An 18,688-nucleotide genomic window follows, 5' to 3' on the forward strand; every position below is an offset into this window, starting at 1 on the left:
TGTTGAAAAGAGCGATAGTTACTGTTTTGATAGCTGCAAGCGCCCAATTGGCGGGCGCTAGCGGCCTCAAAAGCCTGGAAAAATTCCTGCAAGGCACGCAGGCCGGCCAGGCCGAATTCACGCAGGTCGTGACCATGCCCGCAAAAGAAGGGCAGGCTGCGCGCAGCAAGACCTCGAGCGGCAGCTTCACCTTCCAGCGCCCGGGGCGCTTCAAGTTCATCTACCAAAAGCCGTTTGCGCAAACCATCGTGGCCGACGGGCAGACGCTGTGGCTCTACGACGCAGACTTGAACCAGGTCACGCAGCGCAAGCAGGCCGACGCGCTGGGCAGCACGCCCGCGGCTTTGCTGGCGTCTGCGGCCGACCTCGGTGCGCTGCGCGCGCAGTTCACGCTCGAAGACGTGCCCGCACAGGACGGGCTCGAATGGGTGCAGGCCACGCCCAAAACCCAGGACGGGCAGCTGCAGCGCGTGCGCGTGGGTTTCGCGGGCGAGCAACTCGCGGCGCTGGACATCCTCGACAGCTTCGGTCAGCGCTCGCTGATCCGCTTCAGCCACGTGCAGACCCTGCCTGCGCTGCCGCCGGGCACCTTCGCCTTCAAGCCGCCTGCGGGCGCCGACGTGCTGCGGCAGTGAGGCCGCGCAACGCCGTTCACTGCCCGCCTGGATGAGGCCATGAGCGCCCCTTCTGCCAACACTCCCGTTCACCCTGCCGCCGCCCCCCGCATGCACCAGCCGCTGGCCGAGCGCCTGCGCCCGCGCCGGCTCGCCGACGTGATCGGGCAGCAGCATGTGCTCGGGCCGGGCATGCCGCTGCGCCTGGCGTTCGAGTCGGGGCGGCCGCACAGCTGCATCTTCTGGGGGCCGCCGGGCGTGGGCAAGACCACCATCGCGCGGCTCATGGCCGAGGCGTTCGACGCGCAGTTCATCAGCATCAGCGCGGTGCTCGGTGGCGTAAAGGACATCCGCGACGCCGTGCAGCAGGCCGAAGCGGCACGCGCGGGCCTGCTGCCGCGCGCCACCATCGTGTTCGTCGATGAGGTGCACCGCTTTAACAAAAGCCAGCAGGACGCCTTCTTGCCGCATGTCGAAAGCGGCCTCTTCACCTTCATTGGCGCGACCACCGAAAACCCCTCGTTCGAGGTCAACTCGGCGCTGCTGTCGCGCGCCACGGTCTATGTGCTGCAGCCGCTCACGCCCGCCGATTTGAAGCAAATTCTGGCCCTAGCCCAGGCGCAGCAAGCGCTACCAGCTATCGAAGAAGAAGCAATCGAGCGTCTCGTCGCCTACGCCGACGGCGATGCACGCCGTCTGCTCAACACGGTCGAGACGCTCGCCATCGCAGCCGCGCAGGAGCAGCGCGCGCAGATCACCGACGCCTGGCTCTTGCAGGTGCTGGGTCAGCAGCTGCGCCGCTACGACAAGGGCGGCGAGCAGTTCTACGACACCATCAGTGCGCTGCACAAGGCGGTGCGCGGCTCCGACCCCGACGCGGCGCTGTACTGGCTCGTGCGCATGCTCGACGGCGGCGTCGATCCGCGCTACATCGCGCGGCGCATGGTGCGCATGGCAAGCGAGGACATCGGCCTGGCCGACCCGCGCGCGCTGCGCCTCGCGCTCGACGCCACCGAGGTCTATGAGCGCCTGGGCAGCCCCGAGGGTGAACTGGCGCTGGCCGAATGCGTGCTCTACCTGGCCGTGGCGCCCAAGTCGAACGCGGTGTACCGCGCCTACAACGCGGCGCGCGCCTGGGTGCAAAAAGACGGCACGCGCCCCGTGCCGCTGCATTTGCGCAACGCGCCCACCAAGCTCATGAAGCAGCTCGATTACGGCAAGGACTATCGCTACGCGCACGACGAGGAGGGCGCTTTCGCCGCGGGCGAGCGCTACCTGCCTGAAGGCATGGCCGAGCCGCATTTTTACGCGCCCGTGGAGCGCGGGCTCGAGATCAAGATCGCACACAAGCTGCGCGACTTGCGCGTGCGCAACACCGCCGCACGCGATGCAGCCGCACAGGCGCAAGGCACTGCGCAGAGCGGCGAAGAATTGTGAGCGCCCTTCTTTGGGACTGCCCGTAGCGGGGGAAAACCCCGTGTCATGGTGCTGTAACAGCCCCGCCGCTCTGACTACAATCGCCCCCACCCAAACCCGCGCAGCATCCTACCTGGCGGGTTTTTTGCTAGCTTTTGCGAACCCAGGCGCCTATCCCGCGCCTGGTGCAAGACCACCCCACGTTACCAACGAAGGACTCTTTATGGACATCTTGCTGCAGCAGATCATCAACGGTCTGGTTCTGGGCAGCATGTACGCCTTGATAGCCCTGGGCTATACCATGGTGTACGGCATCATCCAGCTCATCAACTTCGCGCACGGCGAGGTGCTCATGGTGGGCGCGCTTACGAGTTGGAGCTGCATCGGCTGGATGCAGCAGGCCATGCCCGACGCGCCCGGCTGGCTCATCCTGCTGCTGGCGACGCTGATCGCCTGCACCGTGGCGGCGCTGCTCAATTTCGTGATCGAAAAGGTGGCCTACCGCCCCTTGCGCAACAGCCCGCGGCTGGCGCCGCTGATCACGGCCATAGGCATGTCCATCCTGCTGCAAACGCTGGCCATGATCCTCTGGAAGCCTAACTACAAGCCCTATCCCATGCTGCTGCCTGCGCAGCCCGTGGAACTGGGCGGCGCCGTGATCACCTCCATGCAAATACTGATCCTGGGCGTGACCGTGGTCGCGCTCGCGGCCATGGTGTATCTCGTGAACTACACCAAACTGGGCCGCGCCATGCGCGCCACGGCCGAGAACCCGCGCGTGGCGGCGCTCATGGGCGTGAAGCCCGATATGGTGATTTCGGCCACCTTCATCATCGGCGCGGTGCTCGCGGCCATTGCGGGCATCATGTACGCCTCCAACTACGGCACGGCGCAGCACACCATGGGCTTTTTGCCGGGGCTCAAGGCCTTCACGGCGGCGGTGTTCGGCGGCATAGGCAACCTTGCCGGCGCCGTGGTCGGCGGCATCCTGCTCGGCCTGATCGAGGCCATTGGCTCGGGCTACATAGGCACGTTCACGGGCGGCATCCTGGGCAGCAACTATGCCGACATCTTCGCCTTCATCGTGCTCATCATCATCCTCACGCTGCGCCCCTCGGGCCTGCTGGGCGAGCGCGTGGCCGACCGGGCGTGAGAGGCTTGCCATGCACAACCACAACCGCAAAACCGCACACTGGATCATCGGTGCCATCGTCGTGTTGGTGCTGCCCTTGGTGCTGCAGTATTTCGGTAATGCCTGGGTGCGCATTGCCGATCTGGCGCTGCTCTACGTCATGCTCGCGCTGGGCCTGAATATCGTGGTCGGCTACGCCGGCCTGCTCGATCTGGGCTACGTGGCCTTTTATGCCGTGGGCGCCTATCTGTTCGGCTTCCTCGCCTCGCCGCAGCTCAGCGACAACTTCGCCTACTTCGCGGCGCTGTTTCCCAATGGACTGCACTTTTCCGTCTGGGTCGCGGTGCCGCTCGCGGCGCTGGTTGCGGCGCTGTTTGGCGTGCTGCTGGGCGCGCCCACGCTGAAATTGCGCGGTGACTACCTGGCCATCGTGACGCTGGGCTTCGGCGAGATCATCCGAATCTTCCTGAACAACCTCGATCACCCCATCAACCTGACCAACGGCCCCAAGGGCATGGGCCAGATCGATTCGATCCAGCTCTTTGGCCTGAACCTGGGCAAGCGCCTGGAGCTGTTCGGCTTCGACATCTCCTCGGTCACGCTGTACTACTACCTGTTCCTCGTGCTCGTGGTGTTCAGCGTGATCGTGAGCTACCGCCTGCAGGATTCGCGCATAGGCCGTGCCTGGATGGCCATCCGCGAGGACGAGATCGCCGCCAAGGCCATGGGCATCAACACGCGCAACATGAAACTGCTGGCCTTTGGCATGGGCGCCTCGTTCGGCGGCGTGGCGGGGGTGATGTTCGCGGGCTTTCAGGGCTTCGTTTCGCCCGAGTCGTTCAGCCTGATGGAGTCGGTGATGATCGTCGCCATGGTGGTGCTCGGCGGCATCGGGCACATTCCGGGTGTGGTGCTGGGCGCGGTGCTGCTCGCGGCCCTGCCTGAAGTGCTGCGTTACGTGGCAGGCCCGCTGCAAGGCATGACCGACGGGCGCCTGGATTCGGCCATTTTGCGCCAGCTGCTGATCGCGCTGGCCATGATCATCGTCATGCTGCTGCGCCCGCGCGGCCTGTGGCCTGCGCCCGAGCACGGCAAGAGCCAGTTGCACAAGACCTGAGCCCACCCGACCGCACAAGAGAATTTCCCCTATGACGGAACCAACATCGAACGACGTGGTGCTCAAAGTCACGGGCGTGTCCAAGCGCTTCGGCGGCCTGCAGGCGCTCTCGGACGTAGGCATCACCATTTGCCGTGGCCAGGTGTACGGCCTGATCGGCCCCAACGGCGCCGGCAAAACCACCTTCTTCAACGTCATCACCGGGCTTTACACGCCCGACAGCGGCACGTTCGAACTGGCCGGCAAGCCCTACGAGCCCACGGCGGTTCACGAAGTCGCCAAGGCCGGCATCGCGCGCACTTTTCAAAACATCCGCCTCTTTGCCGACATGACCGCGCTTGAAAACGTCATGGTCGGCCGCCACGTGCGCACGCGCTCGGGCTTGCTCGGTGCGGTGCTGCGCACCAAGGGCTTCAAGGCCGAAGAGGCCGCGATTGCGCGGCGCGCGCAGGAACTGCTCGACTACGTGGGCATTGGGCAGCTCGCCGACTTCAAGGCGCGCACGCTGAGCTACGGCGACCAGCGGCGCCTCGAGATCGCGCGTGCGCTCGCCACCGACCCGCAGCTCATTGCGCTCGACGAGCCCGCTGCGGGCATGAACGCCACCGAAAAGCTGCAGCTGCGCGCGCTCATAGACCGCATCCGCAAGGACAATCGCACGATCTTGCTCATCGAGCACGACGTGAAGCTCGTGATGGGCTTGTGCGATCGCGTCACGGTGCTCGACTATGGCAAGCAGATCGCCGAAGGCACGCCCGATATGGTGCAGAAGAATGAAAAAGTGATAGCAGCCTATCTGGGCACCGGAGGACATTGAGCATGGCTGAACCATCGAACGAAATCCTGCTGCAGGTGCAAGGGCTCAAGGTGGCCTACGGCGGCATCGAGGCCGTCAAAGGCGTGGACCTGGAGGTGCGCGCGGGCGAACTGGTGTCGCTGATCGGCTCCAACGGCGCGGGCAAGACCACCACCATGAAGGCCGTCACGGGCACGCTGCCCTTCGACGGCGAAATCCGCTATCTTGGCGAGAGCATCCGCGGCAAGGGCGCCTGGGACTTGGTGCACAAAGGCCTGGTGATGGTGCCCGAGGGGCGCGGCGTGTTCGCACGCATGACCATCCTTGAGAATCTGCAAATGGGCGCCTACACGCGCAAGGACAAGGCCGGCATCAAGGCCGACATCGAGCGCATGTTCAGCATCTTCCCGCGCCTGCGCGAGCGCAAGGACCAGCTCGCGGGCACCATGTCGGGCGGCGAGCAGCAGATGCTCGCGATGGCGCGCGCGCTCATGAGCCAGCCCAAACTGCTGCTGCTCGACGAGCCTTCGATGGGCCTGTCGCCCATCATGGTGGACAAGATTTTCGAAGTCGTGCGCGACGTGTATGCGCTCGGCGTGACGATCCTGCTCGTCGAACAAAACGCGAGCCGCGCGCTCGCGCTGGCCGACCGCGGCTACGTCATGGACTCTGGCCTGATCACCATGCACGGGCCGGGGAAGGAACTGCTCGACGACGCACGCGTGCGCGCGGCGTACCTGGGCGAGTGAAGCGGCCGGCGCGTCACATCGCCGCCGCGGGTGCGCGGTGAAAAAAATTCACCGGCAGCCCCGGCACCCGCACGCGCAGGCGCAGCAGCGCGCCAGCGGGCACGGGGGCGGCGCATTCCTCAGGCGGGCGCCCGCGCCGCGCCGAGGTCACGTACAGCGTGCGCAGGTCTTCGTCGCCAAAGCACACCATGGTGGGGCACTGCACAGGCGTGGCCAGGCGCTGCAGCACCTCGCCTGCGGGTGAGAGCTGCAGCACGCAGGCGCCTTCGAACATCGCCACCCAGTAGTTGCCCTGCGCATCCACACTTGCGCCGTCGGGCCGCCCGCCGTAGGGCACGCCGTCTTGCGGCAGCGCAAATTGCACCCAGGGCGTGCGCGCGCCCAGGCTGCCGCTCGCGGCGTCGAAGGCAAAGCGGTCTATGCGGTGCGCGGGCGTGTTGGCCCAGTAGAGCCAGCGCTCGTCGGGGCTGAAAGCCAGGCCGTTGGCGGTGTAGTTGTCGCCCGCCATGCGCCGCAGGCTGCACGCTGCGCTGCGGCAGTCCAGACGCCACAGCGCCGCGTCGGGCTGCGTGCGCGGGCTCACCACGGAGCCGGCCCAAAAACGCCCCGCACGGTCGCAACGCCCGTCGTTGAGGCGCAGCCGCTGCGGGTCGTGCGACTCTGGCGGCAGCTTGGCGATGCAGGTGATCGCGCCGGTCTGCACATCGAGCGCGTAAAAGCCGTCACGCAAGCCCAGCGCCACGCCCCCGCCCAGCATGGGCGCACAGCAGCCGGGCTCGGACGGCGTGCTCCAGCGCCAATGCCGGCCCGTCTGCGGCTCCCAGGCATGCACGGCAAACCCATGGATGTCGCACCAGTAAAGGCGCTTTTCCAGCGGGTGCCAAAAAGGAGACTCGCCAAGTTCGCAAGGGGGTAGGGGCAGGGCGGTGAAGGGCATGAACAGGTTCTAAGAAGAGGGTGGTGGCAAGGGATTGCCATCGTAATGTTTCACGGTGAAATAAGCTTATCCGCATAAACGCAAGAAAAAACTGTAGTTTGTTTTCATAAAAAGCCCGCCTACATTCGCTGTCATACCCGATGCAGCGCAGCTAGGAGCCTGTCGTGGGTGCCTTGGCCCCCGCGTCTGCCGCAGCGTGCGTGCGCAGCCCGTGCTTTCGTGCAGACGTTCCATGTATCCATACACCGCTTTCGACCAAGAATTCATCCGCCTGCGCGCCGCGCAGTTTCGCGACCAGTTGCAGCGTTGGCAGGCCGGGCAGCTCAGCGACGAGCAGTTTTTGCCGCTGCGCCTGCAAAACGGCTGGTACGTGCAGCGCCATGCGCCCATGCTGCGCGTGGCCGTGCCATATGGCGAGATCAGCAGTACGCAGCTGCGTATGCTGGCACGCATTGCACGCGAGTTCGACCAGCCCGATGCGGATTTGCTCGCGCAGGCGCAGGCCACGCAGGATGCGCTGCAGGCTTCGCAGCCGGGGCTCACGCTCGCGGCGCCGCCCTTGAAGTGGGGCTACGCGCACTTCACCACGCGCACCAACGTGCAGTTCAACTGGATTCCCCTGGCGCGCGCGGCCGACGTGATGGACTTGCTCGCGAGCGTGCAGATGCACGGCATACAGACCAGCGGCAACGCCATTCGCAACATCACCTGCGACGCGCTCGCGGGCATTGCGCCCGACGAGGTCCTCGACACGCGGCCGTTTGCGGAAATTTTGCGCCAGTGGAGCACGCTGCACCCCGAGTTCGCCTTTTTGCCGCGCAAGTTCAAGATCGCCTTCAGCGGCGCCGCCGAAGACCGCGCCGCAACCGGCTGGTACGACATCGGCCTGCGTGTGGTGCAAAGCGACGCGGGCGGCGTGGGCTTTGCGGTGAGCGTGGGCGGCGGCATGGGGCGCACGCCCGTGATCGGCACCGTGGTGCGCGAATTTTTGCCCTGGCGCGAGCTGCTCAACTACACCGAGGCCGTGGTGCGTGTCTATAACCAGTACGGGCGGCGCGACAACAAGTGGAAGGCGCGCATCAAGATGCTGGTCAAGGCCGAGGGCCAGCGCTTCATCGACGCGGTGGAGGCCGAATACCAAGCCATCGTCACGCGCGACGGCGCGCCGCACACCATCACGGACGCCGAGCTCGCGCGCATGCAGGCGGGCTTTGCCGTGCCGCCGCTCGCGCCCGCCAATCTGCCCAGCGGCACCGACACGGCCAGCACCGACACGGCCAGCACCGCCTACCAGCGCTGGCTCACGCAAAACGTGCGCGCGCACCGGCTGCCGCAGCTGGCCGCGGTGACGCTGTCGTTCAAGCGCGCGGGCTGGGCGCCGGGCGACGCGGATGCGGACACGCTGGCGGCGCTGGCCGACCTTGCCGAGCGCTTCAGCGCGGGCGAGGCGCGCGTCACGCACGCGCAAAACCTGCTGCTGCCCTGGGTGCACCAGAGTGATTTGCCCGCGCTGTACGAGGAGGCGCGCGCGCTGGGCCTGGCGCAGCCCAACATCGGGCTGCTCACCGACATGATCGCGTGCCCCGGCGGGGATTTTTGTTCGCTCGCGAACGCGCGCGCCATCCCGATCGCCGCGGCGCTCACCGAACTGTTTGCCGACATCGACGAGGTCAGCGACCTCGGGCCCATCGATCTGCACATCAGCGGCTGCATCAACAGTTGCGGGCACCACCACAGCGGGCACATCGGCATTCTGGGAGTGGACAAGGACGGCAAGGAGTGGTACCAGGTGACGCTGGGCGGCTCGGACGGCTCGGCGCTCTCGGGGCCGGCGACGCCGGGCAAGGTGGTGGGGCCGTCGTTCAGCGCGGCCGAGGTGCCGGGCGTGGTCGAGGCGATTTTGGACAGCTACCGCGCGCTGCGCCTGCATGCGGCCGAGCCCTTCATCGCCACGCTGCGCCGCGTGGGCCACGAGCCCTTCAAGGCCGCGGCGAACGGCGCGCGCTTGGGCGAGCACCGCGCCACGCACGCTGCACATGCCGCAGAAACCAGCGCCGCATGAATCCCGAACCCCAATCGCCCCTAAGGTGGCGCTTCGCGATGTGTGCAATGAACATTTCCCGTCATTGCGAGGGCCGCAAGGCCCGTGGCAATCCATGCGGCCTTCGATTCGGCGCCTGCGCCTCTTGCCGAGCCAGCACTGGATTGCCGCGCCCCTGCGGGGCTCGCAATGACGAGGGTCTGTGTGACGGCCAAACTGCTTCGCCAGCCGCGTCGCCATCATCCGGCGTCTTGATGAACCATCTGGATTGAACCTCGACCAGAGCCTCAAAATGATCAAATTGATAGCTGCCAGCGCCCACCAGACGGGCGCAAACGGCCTAAAAACCTTGCAAATCGCGAACGACGCCGAGCTCGCCGAACTGGCCGCGGCGGGCGCGTTCGAAGGCGTGGAGTGCATCGATCTGCATTTCCCCAAATTCACCGATGGCCGCGCCTTCAGCCAGGCCATGCTGTTGCGCCGGCGCTACCGCTTCGCGGGCGACTTGTGCGCCACGGGCGAGGTGCTGATCGACCAGTTGCTGCAAATGGCGCGCTGCGGCTTCAGCAGCGCGGTGCTGCCAGACGACACCGACTGGGCCGCGGCCGAGCGCCAATTGCGCCGCTTTGCCGGCTTCTACCAAGCCGACGCGCGCACGCCCACGCCACGCTTTGCGCGTGTCAGCACGACGGAGGCCGCATGAACAATGCTTTTTCTTCCATAGCGTCTGCTCCGATTGCACCCTTGCACACGCAGGGAACGCAGGAGGTGCAAGAAACGCAAGCCGCGGGCAGCGCCATCGCGCTCTACGCGCGCCCCTCGCCCGACTTTGCCGCCAAGCTGGGTGAAGCCGTGCGCACGCTGCAGCGCGCCGCGGCGCAGGGCCCGGTGGTGCAGGCCAACAGCCTGGGCGCCGAGGACATGGTCATCACCGACCTCATCAACCGCCACGCGCTCGCCGTGGGCGTTTTCGTGCTCGACACGGGGGCGCTGCACGCCGAAACGCTCGCGCTGCTCGCGCAGCTCAAGGCGCAGCAGGCCCGCCACCCGCACGCGCCGCTCACGGTCTATCGCCCCGCCGCCCAGGCCGTGGCCGCCTTCGTGCAACGCGAAGGGCAGGACGCCATGTACCGCAGCATCGCGCTGCGCAAAGCCTGCTGCGCCATGCGCAAGCTCGAGCCGCTGGCGCGCGCGCTCGCGGGGCAAAAGGGCTGGATCACCGGCTTGCGCCGCGAGCAGTCGGGCGCGCGCGCCGACGTTGCTCTGATCGACGAAACCGAAGTGCCCAGCAAGGGCCTGACCAAGTTCAACCCGCTCGCAGGCTGGAGCTGGGGCGACGTGTGGCACTACATCGCCAGCCACGGCGTGCCCACCAACGTGCTGCACGACCGCTTTTACCCCAGCATAGGCTGCGCCCCGTGCACACGCCCCATTGCCGTGGGCGAGGACTTTCGCGCGGGCCGCTGGTGGTGGGAGGATGAACAGGCCAAGGAATGCGGCCTGCACGTGAAACAAGGGGAAGCCAAAGCATGAACGCCCGCACCGACACCGAATTGCTGCAAACCGTCACCCAGCCCGCGCTGCATCCATTGAGCAACGCGCACCTGGACGCGCTCGAGGAAGAAACCATTTTCATCCTGCGCGAGGCCGCCGCGGCGTTCGAGCGCCCCGCGCTGCTGTTTTCGGGCGGCAAGGATTCGCTCGTGATGCTGCGCTGCGCCGAAAAAGCCTTTGGGGCAAGCCGCATCCCGTTTCCGCTATTGATGATAGACACGGGGCACAACTTCCCCGAGGTCACCGATTTTCGCGACCGGCGCGCCGCCGAGCTGCAGGCCACGCTGATCGTGCGCAGCGTCGAGGACAGCATGGCGCGCGGCACCGTGCGCCTGGCGCACCCGGGCGAGAGCCGCAACGCGCACCAATCGGTCACGCTGCTCGAAGCCATCGAAGAGTTCCGCTTCGACGCGCTGCTCGGCGGCGCACGGCGCGACGAAGAAAAGGCGCGCGCCAAGGAGCGCATCTTCAGCCACCGCGACAGCTTCGGCCAGTGGCAGCCCAAAGCGCAGCGGCCCGAGCTGTGGACGCTGTTCAACACGCGGCTGCAGCCGGGCGAGCACTTTCGCGTGTTCCCGATCAGCAACTGGACCGAGCTCGACGTGTGGCAATACATCGCGCGCGAGCACATCGCGCTGCCCAGCCTCTACTACGCCCACCGCCGCGAGGTGGTCGAGCGCCGCGGCCTGCTCGTGCCCGTCACGCCGCTGACGCCGCCGCGCGCGGGCGAGCAGGTGCAAGTGCGCAGCGTGCGCTTTCGCACCGTGGGCGACATCACCTGCACCTGCCCGGTGGAAAGCCACGCCGCCACGCCCGCCGACATCGTGCGCGAAACCCTGGCCGCCGAAGTCAGCGAACGCGGCGCCACGCGCATGGACGACCAGACCAGCGAGGCGAGCATGGAAAAGCGCAAGCGGGATGGGTACTTTTGATGAGGGACCGGATCATGGAAACTACTGAATCAATAGCTGCTAGCGCTCGTCCTACCTGTGCAAATGGCCAAAATGATGCAAAACTTTCAGACGCCGGCACGCGCGCGGCGGCGCTGCGCTTCATCACCTGCGGCTCGGTCGATGACGGCAAAAGCACGCTGATCGGGCGCCTGCTGCTCGACAGCCGCGCGGTGCTGCAAGACCACCTCGCGGGCGTCACACGCGGCGGCACGGCCGACCTGGCACTGCTCACCGATGGCCTGCAGGCCGAGCGCGAGCAAGGCATCACCATCGACGTGGCCTGGCGTTACTTTGCCACCGAGGCGCGCAAGTTCATCATCGGCGACGCGCCGGGGCACGAGCAATACACGCGCAACATGGTCACCGCCGCCTCGCAGGCCGACGCCGCCGTGGTACTCGTCGATGCCACCAAGCTGGACTGGCGCAACGCTGCGCTCGCGCTGCTGCCGCAAACGCGCCGCCACACGCTGCTGCTCGACCTGCTGCGCGTGCCCTCCATCGTGTTTGCGATCAACAAGCTCGACGCCGTGGACGACCCGGCCACCGCGTATGCGCACATCCGCACGGCCTTGCAGGACTTCACGCGCGCGAGCGGCATCACGCCCACGGCCATCGTGCCGATCTCGGCGCTCGAAGGCTGGAACGTGGTCGATTTCGAGCACACGCACGCGGGCTGGTGCGGCTACCAGGGCCCGAGCTTGCTGCAAGTATTGGAGCAGCTGCCCACCACGCCTGCCGATTCCGCCTTGCCGCTGGCTCTGCCCGTGCAGTGGGTGGAAAAGTTCTCCGCCTCGGCAGACACCACGCGCGGGCGCCGCGTGTTCTGGGGCCGCGTGGCCGCGGGCCAGGTGTACGAGGGCATGGCGGTGCAAGTCTTCCCGAGCGGCCACATGGCGCGCGTGGCGCAGGTGCTAGGAGCCTGTCGGACTTTGGGCGTCGAAAGCGAGAATGCACCCCGGCGAGGCCAGTTTTTGCCGGATTCGCCGCCCCATAGCGGGACTATGGGGCAAGAAGCCGGTAAAAAATGGGCCGCTGCGGCGCATTCGCAGCCGACGATTTCAAAGTCCGACAGGCTCCTAGACGCCGTGCGCACGCCCCAGGCCGTGTGCGCGGGCCGCAGCGCCGGCGTGGTGCTGGACCGTGAAGTCGATGTATCGCGCGGCGACTGGCTCATGGCCGCGCCCGCCGCTGGTGCCGTGCCGCAAACGCCACAGGACGACGACTTCGACATGCCCGCAGCACCCGCGGCTGCGCCCGTCTGGCCCGCGCGGCGCGACTTCACGGCCACGCTCGCCTGGATGGACGACGAGCCGCTGCAGCCGGGCCGCGTCTATTGGGCGCTGCACGGTCACCGCTGGGTCAAGGCCAAGGTGCAGCGCATCCTGCACCGGCTCGACATCCACACCCTGGCCGCGCAAGAAGCCACGCAGCTCGAGCCCAACGCGATCGGCCAGGTGCAATTGCTGCTGCAAGAGCCCATCCCCGTCGCGCCCTTCACGCAGGCGCGCGTGCTCGGTTCGCTGATCCTTGTTGACACCGCAAGCCACCGCACCGCCGCCGCCGTGCTGGTGCAAGCTGGCATTGCCCTGACTTAGATCAGCCCCTACTGCGTTCATCAGCATCCATCGCCCGCATAAAATCGCGGGCTTTCACCCACCGGCAACCATCCGTCATGACCCACGTCGTTACCGAAAACTGCATCAACTGCAAATACACCGATTGCGTGGACGTGTGCCCCGTCGATTGCTTCAAAGAAGGGCCGAACTTCCTGACCATCGACCCCGACGAGTGCATAGACTGTGCGGTCTGCATCCCCGAATGTCCGGCCAACGCCATCTTCGCCGAAGAAGACGTGCCCTCGGACCAACTCGCGTTCATCAAGATCAACGCCGAGCTTGCGCGCGCCGCCGGCTGGAAAACCATCACCAAGCGCAAGGCCCCGCTGCCCGATGCCGACGAATGGAACGGCAAGCCGGGCAAAATCCAGCACCTGATCCGCTGAGCTTGATCCGCTGCATCTGACGCGCCGCGCCGCTTTTCTTCCCCCGCTGCCTCCCCATCGCCTTTTGCCGCTGTCGCCACCGCCGTGTCCACCGCCACCGAGCACCCCACCGCCGACGCCGTGGTCATAGGCGCGGGCCCGGTTGGCCTGTTCCAGGTGTTTCAACTGGGCCTGCAAGGCATACGGGCGCATGTCATCGATGCGCTCGCGCACGCAGGCGGCCAGTGTGCCGAGCTCTACGCCGACAAACCCATTTACGACCTCCCAGGCGTGCCGCGCTGCACGGGCAGCGAGCTCGTCGCGCTGCTTTTGCGCCAGACCGCGCCGTTTGCGCCGCGCTGGCGGTTCGGCAGCTTGGTACAAGCCTTGCAGCCGCAGCCCGACGGCCAGTTGCTGCTCGGTTGTAGCGACGGCACGCAACTGCACGCGCGCCAGGTCTTCATCGCCGCGGGGCTGGGTGCCTTCGTGCCAAAGCGTTTGCCGCTGCCGGGCCTCGAGCGCTTCGAAGGCCGCCAGGTTTTCTACGCCAACGCGATTCCCGCGCCCGCCACCTGTGCGGGCCTGCGTGTGGTGGTGCACGGCGGCGAGGAAAGCGCCGTCGCCCAGGCCGTGGCGCTGGCCGAGCGGCGCCCATCTGCCACCGGCGGCGCTGGCGCCGGCGCGCCTGCCAGCGTCACCTTGCTGCACCGCCGCGAGGTGTTTCAAGCGCCGCCCGAATTGCTCGCGCGCCTGCAGCAGCTGCGCGACGCGGGGTTGCTGCAGGTGGTGACGGGGCAGATTACGGGCTTTCACACCGCAGTCGAAGAGGGCGCCGAACAAGGCATTGATGCCGCCGAGACACGCCTGTGCGCGCTCGAAGTCCTCACCCCCGCGGGCCACACCGAGCGCCTGCCGCTGGACCAGTTGCAGGCGCTGCTGGGCATCTCGCCGCGCCTCGGGCCCATCACCGACTGGGGCTTGGCGCTCGAGCGCAAGCAGCTGCGTGTCGATCCTGCCACCATGGCCACCAGTGTGCCCGGCATCTACGCCGTGGGCGACATCAACAGCTACCCCGGCAAACGCAAGCTGCTGGTCTGCGGCTTCCATGAAGCCACTCTCGCTGCCTGGGCCGCCGCCGAAGCCCGCGCCGGCCAGCCCCTGCCACTGCAATACACGACCACCAGCCCGCGGCTGCAGGAGCGGCTGGGGGTGCGGGAATCTTTGGAATCCGACCCCAAGGACTCCTGACCCTCCGTCACTCCCCGTGCCCTGCGCTGCTTACGGTCACGCCGATGCGCACGCGCAGACCGCCGAGGTCGGGGCTTCGGTCCACTTGCACCTGCAGGTGGTACAGGCGCGCCAGGCGTTGCACGATGGACCAGCCCAGGCCGCTGCCGCCGCCGCTGTGGCTGGCGCTGCGGGCGCGGAAAAAGCGCTCGCCCAGGCGGGCCATATCGGCCGCGTCGAGGCCGGGGCCGCTGTCTTCTACGCAAAGCAGAACTTCGTGCGCCTGGGGTGACGCACCGCGGCCGGTGGGGCGCAGGGACTCCACCCGCACGCGTATTTGCGCGCCCGGCGGGCTGTAGCGCAGGGCGTTGTCGAGCAGGTTGCGCACCAGCACCTGCGCCAGCGCCTCGGGCAGCACGGTCGCGGCGTGCGTGGGCGGCAGCTCCAGGCGCAGCGTCTGCTGGCGTGCCTGCGCGCGCGGCTGCAGGTCGGCCGCGATGCTGCGCACGGCATCGGCCAGGTCAGACTGCGCTGGCGGGTGCGCGGGTGCGACTTCGGCGTCCAGCCGGGCCAGCTGCAGCAGCTGCTCGACCAGCCGCGTGGCGCGGTCGCAACCCTGCACGGTGGCGGCCAGCGCGGTGGCACGTTCGGCCTCGTCGCGTGCACCCTGCGCCACCTGGGCCTGCATGCGGATGCCGGCGATCGGGGTGCGCAATTCGTGCGCGGCGTCGGCGGTGAATTGCTGCTCGGCCGCGAGCAGGTGCGCGATGCGCTCGAACAGGCCGTTGAGCGCCTCGACCAGCGGCAGCACGTCGGGCGGCACGCCCTGCGTGGGCAGCGGCGCGAGCGACTGCGGCTGGCGCGCGCGCAGCGCCTGCCCCAGCGTGCGCAGCGGCCGCAGCGAGGCGCGCACGGCCCACCAGATGGCGAGCGCGAGCAGCGGCAGGGTGAAGGCCAGCGGCCGGGCCATGCTGCGCAGGCTGGCGAGCACGATTTCCGCGCGCGCGGCCTGCAGTTCGCCCACCTGCAGCAGCAGGTCGGCGTCCTTGCCGGGGGTGACGAACACGCGCCAGCTTTTGCCATCGGCGCGGCTGTCGTAAAAGCCTGGCGTGTGCTGTGCAGACAGGGGTTGCTGCGGCGCATTGGCCGAGTGCGCGAGCAGCCGGCCTTCGTGCCAGACCTGAAACACCACGCGCGGCTGGTAGCGGTGCAGTTCGGGGGCCGGGTGGATGCCGTCTTCGTCCAGCTCGTCGAGCGGCTGCATGCGCAGCAGGGCGGCGGCCTGCGCGAGGTGTGCGTCCAGCAGTTCGCCGACTTCGTGCTCGGCGTCGCGCCAGGTAAGGATGGCGCCCGCAGCCCATGCGAGCATCACCAGAGCCAGCACGGTGTAGAGCAGGCGGCGCTGCAGCGACAGCGGTCTGGCGGCGCCCGTCATGCCTCGCCCCGCGGCAGCAGGTAGCCCACGCCGCGCACGGTTTCTATGAGCTCGGGGCGCAGCTTGCGGCGCAGGTGCGAGATGTGCACCTCGATGGCGTTGCTTTGCACCTCATGCCCCCAGCGGTACAGGTGCTGCTCCAGTTGCTCGCGGCTGAGCACACGGCCGGCGTTGAGCAAAAAGGCGTGCAGCAGGTCGTATTCGCGCTGCGAGAGCTCGACGGGCCGCCCGTCCAGCCAGACCTGGTGCGCGGCGGGGTCGAGTTCCACGTTGCCGCTGCGCAGTCTGGCTTGGGGCTGGCCGTGGGCGCGCCGCACCAGGGCGCGCAGGCGCGCTGCGAGCTCGTGCAGGTCTATGGGTTTGATGAGGTAGTCGTCGGCACCCGCGTCCAGCCCGGCCACGCGCGCGGCAATGGCGTCGCGCGCGGTGAGCACCAGCAGCGGCGTGTTGATGCGCTGGCGGCGCAGATGCTGCAGCACGTCCATGCCGTCCTGGCGCGGCAGGCCCAGGTCGAGCACCCCGGCCTGGTAGGCCCCGCTGGCCAGTTCGCGCTCGGCGGCGATGCCGTCACGCACCCAGTCCACCTGAAAACCGTGCTGCATCAGCCCCGCCCGCAGGCCGGAGCCGAGGATGTCGTCGTCTTCTGCGAGCAGGATGCGCATGGAAGGTCGGGGGGGAGGGAAGCGGGATGCCCGCAGTATCGCAGGCGCGGGGCAGTGCAGAAGAAGGCGGGTTCAGTCGTCATCGTCGTGCTGCTGCCCATGCCAATCCGCGCCCGTTGCGCCCGGCACTGGCTGCGGCGCCGTGTGCCACTGCCAGCTCCAGAAGGCCAGCACGCAGGCGAGCACGGTGGCCGCGAGCAGGCCGTGGTTCTTCGGGGCCAGATCGGGCCCGGAGCCTGCCACGCGGCCGGTGAGCATGGGCAAGGCCTGGTTTTTGCGGCGCAGCAGGCTCAGCCCGGCGATCAGGCCGATATGGCCCAGCACCACGGCCAGCATGGCGTTGCCGAAGAATTCATGCAACTCCTCCAGCCATTCGCCTCCCCAGCCGCCGCCCCATTCGGCGTAGCTGGCATAGCCGCTGAGCGTGAGGGGCAGGATCAGCGCCAGGATCAAGGCCACGGCCAGCGCCATGAGCAGATGCTGTCCCTGCCGCCAGGCCGGGGCGGCCGTGCGCAGCGACCGCAGCCAGGCGGGCAGCCCCTGCAGCCTGCTCCACAGGTAGGTCAGCCGTGCATGGCGCGGGCCCAGCAGGCCCCAGAGCACGCGCGCCACCAGCAGGCCGCCGAGCGTGTAGCCCAGCGTGACGTGCACCAGCCGCCAATGCTCGCCTTCGGCCGTGAGGTAGGCGCCGGTAAAGCTCAGCGCCATCAGCCAGTGCAGCATGCGCGTGGTGGCGTCGGTCACGCGGCGCGAGGCGCTGCGGGAAGGGTTGCGGGCGGCGGTGCGTGAAGGGCTGGGGGCGGCAGGGCCGGGCGCGTTGCCGGGGGTGCCGGGGCCAGCAGATGCGGGGAGGTGGGGGTTTATGGTGGGCTCCAGGTGTGGATGGGGAGGGTTGCGCGGGCGTCAGCGCGGAATGTGGATGCGGTCCTCGTCGAAGTCACCCGTTTCGGCGCGGCTGTGGCATGCGGCGCATTGGGCACGGCTGCCGACGGCGGGGCGGCGCCAGATTTCGGGGGGCACTTCGCGGTGCTCGCGCTCGAACCATGCGGAGCGGGTGATGCGGTCCTGCGGCGGCTCTTCGCGCCCGCGCCGCGACGTACCGGCGTTGGCTTGCAGCCAGGTGCTGATCTGCTGCACGCTGGCCGCGTCGAGCGAGGCATCGCTGCCGTAGTGCTTGTCCAGCCCGCTCATGATGCGCTGCCAGGAGCGTGCGGGCAGCAGGCCGGGCGGATACGCCATGTGGCAGGCGGCGCATTCTTGCTGGTAGGCCGGCAGCCGTGCTGCAGGCTGCAGGTGTGGCGAGTCGGCACGCGCGAGGCCGGCAGCCGCAAGGCTCAGGGTCAGGGCCGCGGACAGGGAAATGCTGGGGCGCATGGGGTGCTTCCTTTCTGAGAGCAGGGTGAAGGGCTGGGGCCGCGTCAGGGCTGCAGCGAGAGCAGCCAGGCCAGCACGTCGGCTTTTTCCTGCGCCGTGCATTCGCGCTCGAGCACGTCCTTGCAGTTGCGGCGAAACCATTTGTCGGCCTTGGCGCTGTCGGTGAAGCGCTCGGGGTTGAAGGCAGGAGCGAGCGCGGCGATGGGCTTGCCCGTGCCGGCGTGGCGCCCCTGCATCGTGGGGTTGGCGCCGTGGCAGCTGGCGCAAGACCACTCACCGCCGTGCTGGTTGCGGAAAAAGTCGCGCCCGCGCGCGGCGTCCGGCGCGGTCTTGGCGGCGTTCGTCCAGCGCTGCCATTGCGCCGTGGCCGTGGTGTCTGCGGCCACGGCAGTCGTGCTGAACAGGGCCGAAGCAAGGCACAGCAGTGCCGCCAGCCGGCATGCGGCACTGGGGATGGCGCACGGTGAAAAAGGGCGGATGTTTTGCATGCCGCCATGGTGCGGGGCGCTGCTGAACGTTCTCTGAAGAGCGCTGCGGCATCCGTGCGGCGTTTGCTCGGCAGCTGTGGCGGCACCGGTGCGGTCGATTCATCACAAAGACGCAACGACATGCGCAGAGCATGCCGGGTATGGCCTTTGTCCCTACGAGCGCAGCAACATCAGACAGGCGGCAGGCGGTGGCACACTTTGCCTGCCCCTTC

The 18,688-nt window shown here is 67.9% G+C and carries 19 protein-coding genes; 13 read left to right on the forward strand and 6 right to left on the reverse strand.

From position 1 onward, the window contains the following. The first annotated feature begins 2 nt into the window (after window positions 1–2). The 6 genes from lolA to FK527_RS11150 all read left to right on the forward strand — a co-directional run bounded on the left by lolA (window position 3) and on the right by FK527_RS11150 (window position 5,824). A complete protein-coding gene (gene lolA, locus FK527_RS11125; RefSeq protein WP_144733615.1) occupies window positions 3–635 on the forward strand; it encodes an outer membrane lipoprotein periplasmic chaperone LolA in 633 nt (210 codons plus the stop codon). Between the two features lie 39 nt (window positions 636–674). Then, entirely contained in the window at window positions 675–2,051 is a 1,377-nt protein-coding gene (locus FK527_RS11130; protein WP_144733617.1) for a replication-associated recombination protein A, read from the forward strand. Window positions 2,052–2,253: 202 nt separating this feature from the next. After that, entirely contained in the window at window positions 2,254–3,183 is a 930-nt protein-coding gene (locus tag FK527_RS11135; RefSeq protein ID WP_144733620.1) for a branched-chain amino acid ABC transporter permease, read from the forward strand. A 10-nt stretch (window positions 3,184–3,193) separates the two neighbouring features. Next, window positions 3,194–4,279, forward strand: coding sequence for an ABC transporter permease subunit (locus tag FK527_RS11140; protein WP_144733623.1), 1,086 nt, complete (start codon window positions 3,194–3,196; stop codon window positions 4,277–4,279). A gap of 31 nt (window positions 4,280–4,310) precedes the next feature. Further along, window positions 4,311–5,096 (forward strand): ABC transporter ATP-binding protein, encoded by a 786-nt coding sequence (locus tag FK527_RS11145; RefSeq protein WP_144733626.1) that lies wholly within the window; start codon window positions 4,311–4,313, stop codon window positions 5,094–5,096. A 2-nt stretch (window positions 5,097–5,098) separates the two neighbouring features. Next, window positions 5,099–5,824, forward strand: coding sequence for an ABC transporter ATP-binding protein (locus FK527_RS11150; protein ID WP_144733629.1), 726 nt, complete (start codon window positions 5,099–5,101; stop codon window positions 5,822–5,824). 13 nt (window positions 5,825–5,837) lie between these two features. Here FK527_RS11150 and FK527_RS11155 read toward each other — a convergent pair whose 3' ends face one another. Then, window positions 5,838–6,761, reverse strand: coding sequence for an SMP-30/gluconolactonase/LRE family protein (locus FK527_RS11155; RefSeq protein WP_144733632.1), 924 nt, complete (start codon window positions 6,759–6,761; stop codon window positions 5,838–5,840). A 232-nt stretch (window positions 6,762–6,993) separates the two neighbouring features. Between FK527_RS11155 and FK527_RS11160 the strand changes: the two genes are divergently transcribed. The 7 genes from FK527_RS11160 (at window position 6,994) to FK527_RS11195 (ending at window position 14,538) form a co-directional block, all read left to right on the forward strand. After that, the gene (locus FK527_RS11160; protein WP_144733637.1) at window positions 6,994–8,823 is read left to right on the forward strand and encodes a nitrite/sulfite reductase; all 1,830 of its coding nucleotides are present in this window, start codon (window positions 6,994–6,996) and stop codon (window positions 8,821–8,823) included. A gap of 274 nt (window positions 8,824–9,097) precedes the next feature. Beyond that, window positions 9,098–9,505, forward strand: a complete 408-nt coding sequence (locus FK527_RS11165; protein ID WP_144733772.1) for a DUF934 domain-containing protein — start codon at window positions 9,098–9,100, stop codon at window positions 9,503–9,505. Then, entirely contained in the window at window positions 9,502–10,335 is an 834-nt protein-coding gene (locus FK527_RS11170) for a phosphoadenylyl-sulfate reductase (RefSeq protein WP_144733640.1), read from the forward strand. Before FK527_RS11165 ends, FK527_RS11170 begins: the two co-directional genes overlap by 4 nt. Further along, window positions 10,332–11,288, forward strand: a complete 957-nt coding sequence (cysD, locus tag FK527_RS11175) for a sulfate adenylyltransferase subunit CysD (RefSeq protein WP_144733643.1) — start codon at window positions 10,332–10,334, stop codon at window positions 11,286–11,288. Before FK527_RS11170 ends, cysD begins: the two co-directional genes overlap by 4 nt. Before the next feature lie 14 nt (window positions 11,289–11,302). Continuing rightward, a complete protein-coding gene (locus tag FK527_RS17565; protein ID WP_246072757.1) occupies window positions 11,303–12,904 on the forward strand; it encodes a sulfate adenylyltransferase subunit 1 in 1,602 nt (533 codons plus the stop codon). Between the two features lie 77 nt (window positions 12,905–12,981). Further along, window positions 12,982–13,311: a ferredoxin FdxA gene (fdxA, locus tag FK527_RS11190; RefSeq protein ID WP_144733645.1), complete on the forward strand. Its 330-nt coding sequence runs from the start codon at window positions 12,982–12,984 to the stop codon at window positions 13,309–13,311. A gap of 84 nt (window positions 13,312–13,395) precedes the next feature. Next, window positions 13,396–14,538, forward strand: coding sequence for an NAD(P)/FAD-dependent oxidoreductase (locus FK527_RS11195; protein WP_144733648.1), 1,143 nt, complete (start codon window positions 13,396–13,398; stop codon window positions 14,536–14,538). Between the two features lie 7 nt (window positions 14,539–14,545). Here FK527_RS11195 and FK527_RS11200 read toward each other — a convergent pair whose 3' ends face one another. The 5 genes from FK527_RS11200 to FK527_RS11220 form a co-directional block, all read right to left on the reverse strand. After that, the gene (locus FK527_RS11200) at window positions 14,546–15,952 is read right to left on the reverse strand and encodes an ATP-binding protein (RefSeq protein ID WP_144733651.1); all 1,407 of its coding nucleotides are present in this window, start codon (window positions 15,950–15,952) and stop codon (window positions 14,546–14,548) included. After that, window positions 15,949–16,614: a winged helix-turn-helix domain-containing protein gene (locus FK527_RS11205; protein WP_144733654.1), complete on the reverse strand. Its 666-nt coding sequence runs from the start codon at window positions 16,612–16,614 to the stop codon at window positions 15,949–15,951. Before FK527_RS11205 ends, FK527_RS11200 begins: the two co-directional genes overlap by 4 nt. Before the next feature lie 72 nt (window positions 16,615–16,686). Then, a complete protein-coding gene (locus FK527_RS11210; protein WP_246072758.1) occupies window positions 16,687–17,358 on the reverse strand; it encodes a cytochrome b/b6 domain-containing protein in 672 nt (223 codons plus the stop codon). A gap of 159 nt (window positions 17,359–17,517) precedes the next feature. Beyond that, the gene (locus FK527_RS11215) at window positions 17,518–17,988 is read right to left on the reverse strand and encodes a diheme cytochrome c (protein ID WP_144733657.1); all 471 of its coding nucleotides are present in this window, start codon (window positions 17,986–17,988) and stop codon (window positions 17,518–17,520) included. 44 nt (window positions 17,989–18,032) lie between these two features. Beyond that, window positions 18,033–18,476: a DUF1924 domain-containing protein gene (locus FK527_RS11220; protein WP_144733660.1), complete on the reverse strand. Its 444-nt coding sequence runs from the start codon at window positions 18,474–18,476 to the stop codon at window positions 18,033–18,035. Window positions 18,477–18,688: the final 212 nt, after the last annotated feature.

The organism is Extensimonas perlucida (assembly GCF_007655255.1).
Taxonomy (GTDB): Bacteria; Pseudomonadota; Gammaproteobacteria; order Burkholderiales; family Burkholderiaceae_C; genus Extensimonas; species Extensimonas perlucida.